General features: G+C 69.1%; 11 protein-coding genes. 7 read left to right on the forward strand and 4 right to left on the reverse strand.

What is annotated here, in order from left to right; all coding sequences use genetic code 11:
• The 6 genes from D7Y13_RS30125 to D7Y13_RS30150 all read left to right on the forward strand — a co-directional run.
• Positions 1-1435 (forward strand): multicopper oxidase family protein (locus tag D7Y13_RS30125; RefSeq protein WP_341870447.1); only part of this gene is annotated, 1435 nt, incomplete at its 5' end.
• Positions 1436-1632: 197 nt separating this feature from the next.
• Positions 1633-3288 carry an ATP-binding protein gene (locus tag D7Y13_RS30130; RefSeq protein WP_120533889.1) on the forward strand — a complete coding sequence of 552 codons (1656 nt, stop codon included), beginning with the start codon at positions 1633-1635 and terminating at the stop codon, positions 3286-3288.
• An 86-nt stretch (positions 3289-3374) separates the two neighbouring features.
• A complete protein-coding gene (locus D7Y13_RS30135; protein WP_120582510.1) occupies positions 3375-4181 on the forward strand; it encodes an acyl-CoA desaturase in 807 nt (268 codons plus the stop codon).
• A gap of 19 nt (positions 4182-4200) precedes the next feature.
• A complete protein-coding gene (locus tag D7Y13_RS30140) occupies positions 4201-4506 on the forward strand; it encodes a PRC-barrel domain-containing protein (RefSeq protein WP_120582509.1) in 306 nt (101 codons plus the stop codon).
• 66 nt (positions 4507-4572) lie between these two features.
• On the forward strand, positions 4573-5058 hold the full coding sequence (locus D7Y13_RS30145) for a PH domain-containing protein (protein WP_120533886.1): 486 nt from the start codon (positions 4573-4575) through the stop codon (positions 5056-5058).
• The gene (locus tag D7Y13_RS30150) at positions 5048-6592 is read left to right on the forward strand and encodes a PH domain-containing protein (RefSeq protein ID WP_158620286.1); all 1545 of its coding nucleotides are present in this window, start codon (positions 5048-5050) and stop codon (positions 6590-6592) included. Before D7Y13_RS30145 ends, D7Y13_RS30150 begins: the two co-directional genes overlap by 11 nt.
• 286 nt (positions 6593-6878) lie before the next feature.
• Here D7Y13_RS30150 and D7Y13_RS30155 read toward each other — a convergent pair whose 3' ends face one another.
• Positions 6879-7634 (reverse strand): DUF5953 family protein, encoded by a 756-nt coding sequence (locus D7Y13_RS30155; RefSeq protein ID WP_120582507.1) that lies wholly within the window; start codon positions 7632-7634, stop codon positions 6879-6881.
• Positions 7631-8548, reverse strand: a complete 918-nt coding sequence (locus D7Y13_RS30160) for a DUF6310 domain-containing protein (protein WP_120582506.1) — start codon at positions 8546-8548, stop codon at positions 7631-7633. Before D7Y13_RS30160 ends, D7Y13_RS30155 begins: the two co-directional genes overlap by 4 nt.
• A 328-nt stretch (positions 8549-8876) precedes the next feature.
• On the opposite strand from D7Y13_RS30160, the gene D7Y13_RS30170 reads away from it, so the two are divergent.
• Positions 8877-9068 carry an efflux RND transporter permease subunit gene (locus D7Y13_RS30170; protein ID WP_233595321.1) on the forward strand — a complete coding sequence of 64 codons (192 nt, stop codon included), beginning with the start codon at positions 8877-8879 and terminating at the stop codon, positions 9066-9068.
• On the opposite strand, the gene D7Y13_RS30175 is transcribed toward D7Y13_RS30170, so the two are convergent.
• Together D7Y13_RS30175 and dhaL are read right to left on the reverse strand one after the other, a co-directional pair.
• Positions 9049-9864 carry a nucleic acid/nucleotide deaminase domain-containing protein gene (locus tag D7Y13_RS30175; protein ID WP_120582504.1) on the reverse strand — a complete coding sequence of 272 codons (816 nt, stop codon included), beginning with the start codon at positions 9862-9864 and terminating at the stop codon, positions 9049-9051. The two genes, D7Y13_RS30170 and D7Y13_RS30175, sit on opposite strands and share 20 nt — an antisense overlap.
• 3 nt (positions 9865-9867) lie before the next feature.
• A partial coding sequence (gene dhaL, locus D7Y13_RS30180) for a dihydroxyacetone kinase subunit DhaL (RefSeq protein ID WP_120630850.1) occupies positions 9868-11290 on the reverse strand: 1423 nt, incomplete at its 5' end.

Here is an 11290-nt window from a genome sequence, read left to right on the forward strand (position 1 = left end):
CCCCCGGGCGCCCGAGGACACGGAGTCCCAGGCCCCCGCCCTCACCCGCCGCAGCCTCCTGGCACGCACGGGCGCCACGTTGGCGACCGGGGCCCTGCTGATGCACGGCCGCGATGCCCGGGCGCAGTCGGACGTGCCCGGCGCGAAGGCTCCGCGCGAGAACTCCGCGGCGGCCACGGGAGGCCGCAGCGCCCGGCAGACGCACCTGCCTCCCGGAAGGGCGGGACGCGACTACCTGCCCATCGTGATCCCCAACGGCACGAAGCTGCCATGGAAGGACGTGGGCGGCGTGAAGGTGTTCCACCTGGTGGCGCAGGAGGTGGAGCATGAATTCGCGCCCGGCCTCAAGGCCACCTGCTGGGGCTACAACGGCCAGGTGCACGGGCCCACCATCGAGGTGGTGGAGGGCGACCGCGTCCGCTTCTACGTCACCAACCGGCTGCCCGCGCACACCACCGTGCACTGGCACGGCATCCTCCTGCCCAACGGCATGGACGGCGTGGGCGGCCTGAACCAGAAGGCCATCGCCCCGGGAGAGACCTACCGCTACGAGTTCACGGTGCGGCAGTCGGGCACGGGCATGTATCACTCGCACCACGACGAGATGACGCAGATGGCCCTGGGCATGGTGGGGATGTTCGTCATCCACCCGCGCAAGCCGGTGGGCCCGCGCGTGGACCGCGACTTCGCCATCATGCTGCACGAGTGGCGCATCGACCCGGGCACGAACCGCCCGGATCCCAACGAGATGACGGACTTCAACATCCTGACGATGAACGCGAAGGCGTTCCCCGGCACGGAGCCGCTCGTCGTGCGCCAGGGCGAGCGCGTGCGCATCCGCTTCGGCAACCTGAGCGCGATGGACCACCACCCCATCCACCTGCACGGCTACCAGTTCCGCATCACCGAAACGGACGGAGGCCGCATCCCCGACAGCGCGCAGTGGCCGGAGACGACGGTGCTGGTGCCCACCGGCAGCACGCGCACCATCGAGTTCGTCGCGGACGAGCCCGGCGACTGGGCCATGCACTGCCACATGACCCACCACGTGATGAACCAGATGGGCCACGACCTGCCCAACCTCATCGGCGTGAAGCCCGGCGGCCTGGACGCGAAGGTGCGCCCGCTGCTGCCCGGCTACATGACCATGGGCCAGACGGGCATGGGGGACATGGGCGGCATGCACCACATGCCGGTGCCCTCGAACTCGATCGCCATGGTGGGCGGCAAGGGGCCCTACGACGAGATCACCATGGGCGGCATGTTCACCCTGCTCAAGGTGCGCGCCCGGCTGGACGGCGAAGGCGATCCCGGCTGGTACACGCTGCCTCCGGGAACGCAGGCGCAGCTCGCCCAGGAAGACGAGCTGCGCCGCGACGGCATCGACGTGGAGGCCCCACCAGCCGCGGAGCCTGGAGGGGCTCGGAGAGGCTGAGCACCCCACCGCAAGGCCACGAACCCCTGACAGGCGACCAGACCGTCGCCAGCAATCAAGCCCTTGCACTGACTGCGCTCGACCGTCACTTTTGTCTTAAGTGCACAGTTCGACGAACTACTCCGCCGCCCCGCTCGCGCATCCCTTCCCGCAGTGCTAGCGCGCTTCCTGGCCCGGTGGGTGCCAGAGGATGCGCAATGGCGAGCGTGGCGGACATCATCCGGAGTCATCACACCGAGATCATCCGGCAGTGGACGGAGGAAGCGAACCGGACCGCGTCGGCCCGAGGCCTGGGGGGGCCCGAGTTCAGGAACATCATGCCGACGTACCTGACCGCTCTTGCCGACATGCATGAGACGCCGGGGGCTGGCATCAGCGACCAGCAGAAGTACGTCGAAAGCCACGTGTCCGCGCGGCTTCGCCAGGGATTCCACGTGGCGGAGGTCGTCGAGGAATTCGCCCTCCTGGGACGGTGCATCACCCGGATGTGGAGCAACGCTCCGCTCGGCCAACAACCTGATGTCCAGGATGTCGAGCGGCTCTTCACCGAACTGCATGCGGCCTCGACGGCCGTGACGGATCTCTTCAGCAAGCACTTGCTGGAAGATGAGCAGACGGAGAAACGCTACCTGCGCCTGCTCCAGCAGGTGGCCAGCGAGGCGCTGGCCTCGGACGGGGCGACCCTGCGAGACCGTCTGAAGGAGGTCCTCGAGCTGATCCTCGAAGCGATGGGGGCCCAGAGCGTGGCCCTGCTCCTGTACGAGCCGGCGAGCCAGAAGCTCGTGACCGCGGCCTCCGCGGGAGCCGCGGATGAGGCCTTCGAGCACTACGCCGTCTCGCTGGACCCTGCGTCCTTCCCGGGAACGGTCGCGGCCGGGGGAGAGGAGACCAGCACGCTCCCGGATGCCAGGACTACGATGCTGGACGTGAGCGACACGCTCCGCAACAGCGGCATCCACGCCGTGCTCGGTGTCCGGCTTCCTCCCCACCACGCGCTGATGGGGGTCCTGTACGTGGGCGTCTCCGAGATCCGGGAGTTCACCATCCGGGAGAAGACGCGGCTCCAGTCCCTGGGCCAGCACCTGAGCATCCACCTGGACAACGCCAAGCTGTATGCGGACCTGAAGGAGAAGCTCGAGGAGCTCGAGGCCGAGCGGCACCTGCGTGAGCGGTTCGTCTCCGTCCTGGCGCACGATCTGCGCGGCCCGCTCGCGGCGGCGAAGATGAGCGCCCAGATGCTGATGCGCTTCCCGGAGAAGCTGAGCGAGCGGCGCGATCTGGCGATGAAGATCGACCGGAACATCGAGCGCACGGACCAGATGGTCCGGGACCTGCTCGACGCGAACCGCATCCGGGCGGGCGAGCGGATTCCCCTGCGGCTCGACGAGTGCGACCTCGGAGGGGTCGCCCGGGAGGTCGTCGAGGAGTTGAACACCCTCCATGGGGACCGCTTCGTCCTTGAGACCCAGGAACGTGTGCGAGGCATCTGGAGCGCGAACGAGCTGCGCCGCGCCCTGTGGAACCTGGGGAGCAATGCCTTCAAGTACGGAGCGGCCGACCAGCCCATCACCTTCACGGTCTCCCGCACCGACGTCGGGGCACGGGCCTCCGTGCACAACACCGGCCCCGTGATTCCGCGCGACGACCGGGAGAGCATCTTCCGTCCTTTCAGCCGGACCCGGTCCGCGCAGCAGGGGCCCGCCAGGGGCTGGGGACTGGGATTGACGCTGGTGTGGGGATGCGCCCAGGCGCACGGCGGAAGGGTCGTCGTCACGAGCGATGCCACCACCGGAACGACCTTCACCCTGGAGCTGCCGTGGGACGCCCGGCCGTTCCAACCCGGTGCGCGGTAGGCAGGGCCGCGGCGCAAGGCGGTACGGAGGGATGTGTTTCGGGCCTGGCCTGACAGGGCGCTGACATGAGGGGGCGTTGTCCTCTCATGATTCCATTCGCCTTCGCCTCCCACTGGTCGCTGAGCGTACTCTTCCAGAGCCTCTTCCAGCACCGCTACGCCGCGCACCGCATGTACACGATGGGGCCGCGCACCGAGCGGGCGCTGCACCTGTCGACCGCCCTGGTGCAGGGCTCCAGCTACCTGGACCCGCGCGCCTACGCCATCATGCACCGCGAACACCATGCCTTCGCGGACACCGAGCGCGACCCGCACTCGCCCGCGCACCACGAGAATCCGCTGCGCATGATGCTCCACACGGCGCGCCGCTACGCGGGCCTGCTCACCGGCCGCATCGCCGCCGAGCCACGCTTCCTCGGGGGCCATCCCGAGTGGCCCGCCGTGGACCGCCTCTTCAACCAATGGACCACACGCGTCGCCTTTGGCGCGCTCTACACGCTGTTCTACAAGCGCTTCGCGACGCGCAAGTGGCACTGGGCGCTGCTGCCCATGCACTTCGTGATGGGGCCGGTGCACGGCGCCATCGTCAACTGGTGCGGACACCGCTACGGCTACCGCAACTTCAAGACCCGCGATGCGTCGCGCAACACGCTGCCCATGGACGTGCTGTGCATGGGGGAGCTGTTCCAGAACAACCACCACGCCCGCCCGGCGAGCCCCGACTTCGCGGCGAAGCGCTTCGAGCTGGATCCCACCTGGCAGGTGATGCGCCTGCTCTCCCGCCTGAAGCTCATCCGGATCGCGCAGGCCCCGCAGGGCGAGCAGGCGGCACTGCCTCCGGTGCGAATCCGCGAGAACAGCGGCGGAGCGCTCGCGGCATCCCCATCCTTATGAATGGGGGAGGAACCGGCACATGCGATTTTCAGAGAGCGTCGTCCAGGGCCGTACGGTCGTCGCGGCGGACGGTCAGAAGCTGGGGACCGTGGAGACGCTGACGATTGATGACCAGAGCTGGAAGGTCGAAGGGCTCCAGGTGAAGTTGGATTCGGAGAGTTCTGATCAGCTGGGCGTCTACTGGAACTACTTCCACGCGGGGCGGGTCGACGTGCCCACCCGACTGGTCCATTCGGTGAGCGACACGGTGATCCTCACCGTCACGGTGGAAGAACTCCACCGGGTGCTCGTGGCGGAATCCGAAGCCGCGTCCGCTCCCGCGTGACAGGCAAGTTCCAGCGGGAGGGGCCGGATTGGGGATACATTCGGGGCGTTCCCGGAGGAATCGCCCATGACCGCTCCCCTGCCGACGCTGGAACGCCTCCCTCGCGGAGCCCTGACGTTGTTCCGCATCCGGGCGCTGCTCCGGCTTGGGATGTATGGGGCCGTGGCGTTCGGCGTGGCGCTGGCGCTGTCGTACTCGGGCGTGGAGCACTGGCCCTTCCTGCTGCCGTGCGCGGTGGTGCTGGGCCTGAGCGTGCTGACCGCGTGGTATCCGCAGCGCGCGCATGAGCGGTGGGGCTGGGCGCTGCGCGAGCACGACCTGGTCATCTCCCACGGCGTGCTGCTGCACCAGGTGGTGTCCATCCCCGCGGGCCGCATCCAGCACGTGGACGTCCACCAGGGCCCCATCGAACGGTCGCTGGGGCTGGCGCGCCTGCAGATCTTCACCGCCGCGGGCAGCGGCGCGGACGGAGAGATTCCCGGGCTCGCCCGGGAGACGGCGGATGCCCTGCGCGAGAAGCTGGTGCGGCGCGAGGCGGACGATGTCGTCTGAGCCCGTGTCCGTGCCCGTCTCCGCGGAGGCCCTGCCTGTCACCAACGAAGTTCCCTGGAAGCGGCTGAGCGCGAAGGCCCCGCTCGCGGCGTTGGTGCCCCTCACGTCGACGGTGGGGCGCATGCTGCTGGGCGCGCTGCTGCCCACGTACTTCGCGGGCGAGCGCGGCCTGCCCTGGGTCCTCTGGATCATCGTGGGGACGCTGGCGCTGTTGCTGCTCGCCGCCGGGCTCTACGAGGTGGCCACGCTGAGCTACCGAGTGGACGGCCGTCAGTTGGAGATCCGCTCCGGCATCTTCACGCGCACCTCGCGCTTCATCGAGGCGGCGCGGGTGCAGAACACGGAGGTGCTCCAGCCCTTCGTGTCGAAGTTGCTCGGGTTGGTGGAGGTGAAGGTGGAGACGGCCTCCGGGGGCAAGGCGGACGGCCACCTGCGAGGCCTGACACCGGAGGACGCGCAGGCGTTGATCCAGGCGCTCCAGGCGGTGCGCGGCGAAGGTCCGGCGGCGGCGGTCCTTCCGGGCGAAGCGGTCCAGGGCGAGCGGGTGCTCTCCGAGGCCCGGCTGGGAGCGCTGCTGCTCTACGGCGCCACGGCGCTGGGGTTGGGCGTGCTCGCGGTGGTGATGGGCGCGCTGCATGAAATCACCGAGACCTTCCACAAGCTGTTGCTGCCGTGGATGGAAGCGCACTGGGAAGCGGTGGCGGCCCCCGGAATGGGGTGGCTGGCCGCGACGGTGGCGGCGCTCGCGGGGCTGTTCGGCCTGTGGCTGGTGAGTGGGGTCCGCGCGGTGCTGCGCTTCCACGGCTTCCGGCTGGTGGACACCGGCACGCACCTGCGCGCGGTGGGAGGGCTCATCACGCGCCGACAGGTGACGGTGCGGCGGGCGCGCATCCAGCAGGTGGTGCTGGATGAGCCGCTGTTGCGACGCACGCTGGGCTTCGGCTCGGTGGAGGTGGAGACCGCGGGTGTCCGGGCCGGCAAGGAGGCCACGGAGCGCGCGGAGCTGCTGGTGCCCGTGGTGTCCACCGCGAGCATGCCCGGCCTGCTGCGTGAGTTCGTACCGGAGCTGCCCGACGCCATTGACGCCCTGCCCCTCAAGCCCGCGCACCCGAAGGCGCTCCTGCGGGCACGGATCCGCGCGGTGGGCCTGAGCGTGCTCGTGGCCGCGCCCGCGACGTGGTTCTGGGGCGCGTGGGGCGCGCTCGCGTGGGGCCTGCTGCCCGCGCAGCTCCTGGCCGCGTGGTTCGACTGGCGCTTCCAGGGCTGGCTCATCACGGACGCGCTGGTGGTGGTGCGCCAGGGTTTCTGGAGGCGGCGCACGACGGTGGTGCAGCGCTCGCGCATCCAGTCCGTCCGCGCGCGGCAGGGGCCCCTGGAGCGCGGCTACGGCATCGGGCACGTGAGAATCGACGTGGCGGGCTCGTACGTCGTGCTGCCCAGCGTGGGCTGGGAGGAAGCCCAGTCGCTCATCGACCTGCTCCCGGCTCGACGTCCGGCACAGCGCGCCCTGCCGGCCCAGGAGTCGTCGGGATGAAGTCGGTCACCTTCCCCAGGTGATGGCTCGGCGTGCGCCGCGGCTCCCCATGCCAGCGCCAGCGCAAGGGCCAATCTGAAGGGTTGGAGCAAGGATGCGTGACCTCCCACATGGGCACGCCAACCCGCTTCAGCAAAGTCCCGTAAGCCGGCCCCCTCGGAGGGGTCATCCGCCCTCCCTCTGAGGACAGTTTCCCGACATACCTGAAGGGGGTTGGCATCACGGATGCTCGCGCAGTGCCGCTCTTTCCCTCAGTCCGAGCTGCGTCCCAAGCCCCTTGATTGCGTCAAGGCGCCGCCCGTCCTCCGACCTCCGGAAAGCGTTGGTAGGCGCGCTTGAGTGCATCCAAATGGGCGGGGTTCTCCAGATCGAGCGGCGCGTCGGTGAGCTGCACGACCCACCCGCCCGACTCCGTGCGACGCGCTCGCGAGAGCAGTTCAGCGTCGCGGGTCGGATCCGGGAATCCAATGGTCTGCGCGGCAGCGGCTGACCAGTAGTTCAGCCACCCAAGGAAATAGGGGATCTCTGGTGCGCGGATCTGTTCGAGGAGCTTGAGGGCCGGCAGTCCCCGACGTGGGGACGGCGGCCCTTCCAGCGTGGGGGCTGTCTGATACGCGATGTCCAGCGCAGCGTCATCCGGCGTCGCATGCCCCCAGAATGCGCAAGCGCCCTCCGCTACTCGCTCCAGCATCTCCCCCGCTGCCGCGATAACGGCCGCATCTAGCGGCAACTCCGCTTGGACGTCGAGCAGCGGCTGACCGCCCGGTCCGAGACGTCCCGACCTCCCCCTTCCCGAAACCGTCACGGGGTAGCTCTCGTCGCCGTTGCACAGGAGTGGGAGCTTTCCGCGTGGTGTCGCTTCAACGAGCCAATCGTCGCGTTGCGGTAACTCGATGGGGCGCCCTCCCTTGCCCACTTCCCAATTCAGGCGCAAGCCGGGCAGCGCCCGTTCCATGCCACGGACGACAGCGAGTGTGCGGCCATCATTGGCCACGAGTACTGGCGCGTACACGGTCAGATCGAGGCGTTTCTGAGTGGTCATCGTTTGCATCCTGTGACGACGACGTTGAGGAATCGGTTCGCTCGCAACAGCGCGTCTTTGTGGGCTTGGGTGCTCACCCCGATCACGTAGCCATATCCGCATGCCGCCGCTGCGTCTTGCTCCCTTTCTATTTGCTCCAACTCCTTCGCAATCTCCTGCCTCCGGATGAAGTCATTGTACGAGTCGAATCGATGGGTCTTGATCTCCCACAGCACGCGCACGCCAACTTGCAACGCATCGAAGCGCACGCCGCCAACAAGCACATCCATTCCGGGATAGCGGTTGGGTGGGAATTTGTCGGCACATTCATTATGCGGGTCGTCCTCGCCCGCGTGAGGCACTGGAATGGGCTCGCAACTGGCGCGGCGCGTCCGGTCCACGGGCCCAGGTGGTACCGGGGGCTGCCAGTCCAGCCCCACTGGCTCGGGCTTCAGCTTGGGCTTGTGTTGGGCTTCAGCTTCCCGGGATGCCACCTTCGTTCCTTGTGAGGTCCCTGCCTCCTCGGGGTAGGAGTGGCGTAGATCATATGCATCCAGTTCTTCCTTGATGGCGACGGCGACCACCACCACGCCAAGCACGATCACGGCTCCCACAACGATCTCAGGAGCCACCAGAATGCAGAACCCGACTCCCATGGCACCAGCGCCAACGGAGGCGACCGCGCATCTTCCCGCAGTGTCGTGGAACTTGATCCGGTCATGGTCGAGGGCCTGATAGCACCGCTCAATCAGCACGGCCCAAGGCTGGGACGCCTCGCGGACAACGCACTGCCCATCGTCCCTCCAGGGCAGCGCCACCGCGCGCTGGAGGTTGGCAACTCTCTGGCTCCGAATTCCCCGCGCGCTGGGAGACGGTGTCGGCGTAGCGCATGCCGAGATGAAGAGGATGAGCGCGGCGCAGGCGCGGAGTCGCATGGCTTCGTCCTTGTGAGTCGGGGGCAGAGGATCTCCGGGGCTCCTGACCGCCATGACGACCGCTCTCTGATGCGGCCCCAGCCCCAGGGCTCATCCGAAGGTCCGGGGCAGGGTTGGTGGTGGGCGTCGTGGACATGGACGTGTTCGTGTTCCAGGGGCACATGCGTGTGCGCATGGCCATGCCGCTCGCGCAGCAGCAGCATGACGCCCGTGGCCATCAGCCCACCCGCGACCAGATCCAGGGGCCGCGGTCTTTCCCCAAGCAGGGGCACCGCCACCAGGGCACCCACGAATGCAGGGCTCGTTGGAGCGACTGGCGCCGGTGCTGATGACGGCGCTGTGCGCGGGTCTGGCCCTGGTGCCGCTCGTAATCGCGGGGAACGAGGCGGGCAACGAAATCCAGGCCCCCATGGGGGTGGTCATCCTCGGAGGCATCCTGTCCTCCACCTTCCTCCATCCATCTGCCAGAACCCGTAGCCCACGCCCCTGCGGCACGGGCATCACATATTGGCGTTCTTGAGCGCCCTCCAATACGGAATGGTCTGGGTGAGAGGCTTCAGGGCGGCGGGGATCTTCCACTGCCCGAAGATCCCCGTCAGGTTGCCCTGACGCGCGGCCGTCACCACGCCCACGTTCCACGCGTTGTACGCGGCCATGACCGCCTCGCACTTCACGCAACAGGGCTTGCTGATGGCGATGTAGACATCCGCCCTGGCATTGCCTGCGTTCGCCTGGTGCAGGTACTCCAGGATGCGCATCTCCGCGTGGACGGTGTTCCGGTGGTCGCAGGCGAAGGCTGGCCCTCCGCCCACCACGACCTGGAGCGTCCCGCCAGGGCCCCACTGGTACTCCACGACGGCCACCTGGTTCAGGAAGATGAACGAGGTGGGCGAGGTGACCAGGTCCTGGCTGGCCGACACGGCGCCGGCGATCCTGGTGAGCTTCTCCATCCGCATCGTCGGGTCGAAGGTGCTGTCATCGTTGGTGGCGATGATGAGCTGGTTTCCCCAGGCACAGAAGGCCACGCATGTTCCGAACTCGTTCGCCTGCGCGACCTTGTCGAATCCCGGGCCCCACCAGAAGAGGTCGGCGTTCTGCTGGACGTTCGCCTGGAGGGGAGCGGCCGTGCCCTGAAGCTTCTGCGCGAGCAACTGGCCGGCCTCGTACTGCTTGTCGCCCAACCGGGAGAAGTGCTGGTTGGCAGGCAGGCCCTGCTGGCGCGGCTTGACGTACTCATCGACGTAATGCGTGACGCACAGCTTGATCTCCGCCGAGATGGCCTCCTTCTTGGGATTGGAACACTTCTGACATTTCATGGGTCACCCCAGCGCCTTCATCCAGATGACGACCGCCGCCGCGCCCGCGTCGGGAATCCCCTTCGCGCGCTCGCCCAGGTAGCTCGCGCGCCCCAGCCGCGCCGTCATGCTCGCCGTCGCCTCCGCGCCCTGCTCCGCCGCGAGCGTCGCCTCCGCCCATGCGGAGCTTAGCGACTTCCCCTCGCGCACGGCGCGCACCAGCGCCTCCGCCGCCGGGTGCAGCGCGTCCACCATGGTCCGGTCCCCGGGCCGCGCGCCGCCCAGCTCCGACACCGACTCGACGGCCACCTGGAACGCCTTGGCCCAGTCCGCCGCGTCCGGCACCTTGTTCGTCAGGTGGCGTGAGGCCCGCATGAGCGCGGTCGCGTAGAACGGTCCGGAGCTGCCGCCGATGCTCCTGCGCAGCGCCTGCCCCAGCTCCATCAGCGCCCCGGACGGCGTGCCCCACGCGCCTTCCGGCAACGCACGGATGGCTTCCGCACCCCGCACCAGGCTCAAGCCCAGGTCTCCGTCCCCCGCCGCGCTGTCCAGCTCCGTCAGCCTCGCCTCGGCCGCGTCCCACGCGTCCGCCACCGCCAGCGCGCCCGCCTTCACCCGCTCCATCTGCGGCTGCGGCTTCGGGTGTCCCTTGATGGTGGGCAGCGCATCGCGCGTGGACACCACCCGGCGCTGCGCGACCAGCGTGCCCTTGCCCGGCCACGCCGGCGCCTCGGTGGCCGCGTCCAGCCGCGCCAGCCGCGCGTCGTCCACCTTCAGCAGCGTGAGCGAACACCCCGGCATCTCCAGCGCGGACAGGAACGTGCCCTGCCACGCCCGCTCCACCTTCACGCCCCGCTCCGCCAGGAACGCCAGCGCCCGACGCGTCATGATGGCCAGCTCCATGGGCGGCGTGCCCCCCAGGCCGTTGACCATCAGCGCCACGCGCTCACCCTTCCCGATGTTCCGGTCCTCCACGATGGTCGACAGCAGCGTGTCCACCAGCGCGTCCGCGCGCTGGTGCGCGACGCGGCGCACCCCCTGCTCGCCGTGGATGCCCAACCCCAGCTCCACCTCGCCCTCGCCCAGTGTGAAGCCCGGCCGGCCCGCCGCCGGCACCGTGCATGGCCCCAACGCCACTCCCATGCTGCCCAGCGCCTGGGCCGCCTCCGTCGCCTCGCGCGCCACCTCCGCCAGCGACGCACCCGCCGCCGCCGCCGCGCCCGCCACCTTGTGCACCAGCACCACGCCCGCGATGCCCCGCCGCCGCGCGGGCTCCACCGTGTCGCGCAACGCCACGTCGTCCGCCACCACGACGACCTCCGTCGGGATGCCCTCCGCCCGCGCCAGCTCCGCCGCGAGCCCGAAGTTGAGCCGGTCGCCGGTGTAGTTCTTCACGATGAGCAGCGCGCCCGCCGTTCCCGCCACCGCGCGGATCGCCGCCAACACC

It is taken from the genome of Corallococcus praedator (assembly GCF_003612125.1).
Lineage (GTDB): Bacteria > Myxococcota > Myxococcia > Myxococcales > Myxococcaceae > Corallococcus > Corallococcus praedator.

Bases quoted from the DNA above. Each gene is read 5' to 3' on its own strand.
- D7Y13_RS30130 (WP_120533889.1), top strand. From the start codon at position 1,633: ATGGCGAGCGTGGCGGACATCATCCGGAGTCATCACACCGAGATCATC.
- D7Y13_RS30135 (WP_120582510.1), top strand. From the start codon at position 3,375: ATGATTCCATTCGCCTTCGCCTCCCACTGGTCGCTGAGCGTACTCTTC.
- D7Y13_RS30140 (WP_120582509.1), top strand. From the start codon at position 4,201: ATGCGATTTTCAGAGAGCGTCGTCCAGGGCCGTACGGTCGTCGCGGCG.
- D7Y13_RS30145 (WP_120533886.1), top strand. From the start codon at position 4,573: ATGACCGCTCCCCTGCCGACGCTGGAACGCCTCCCTCGCGGAGCCCTG.
- D7Y13_RS30150 (WP_158620286.1), top strand. From the start codon at position 5,048: ATGTCGTCTGAGCCCGTGTCCGTGCCCGTCTCCGCGGAGGCCCTGCCT.
- D7Y13_RS30155 (WP_120582507.1), bottom strand. From the start codon at position 7,634: ATGACCACTCAGAAACGCCTCGATCTGACCGTGTACGCGCCAGTACTC.
- D7Y13_RS30160 (WP_120582506.1), bottom strand. From the start codon at position 8,548: ATGCGACTCCGCGCCTGCGCCGCGCTCATCCTCTTCATCTCGGCATGC.
- D7Y13_RS30170 (WP_233595321.1), top strand. From the start codon at position 8,877: ATGACGGCGCTGTGCGCGGGTCTGGCCCTGGTGCCGCTCGTAATCGCG.
- D7Y13_RS30175 (WP_120582504.1), bottom strand. From the start codon at position 9,864: ATGAAATGTCAGAAGTGTTCCAATCCCAAGAAGGAGGCCATCTCGGCG.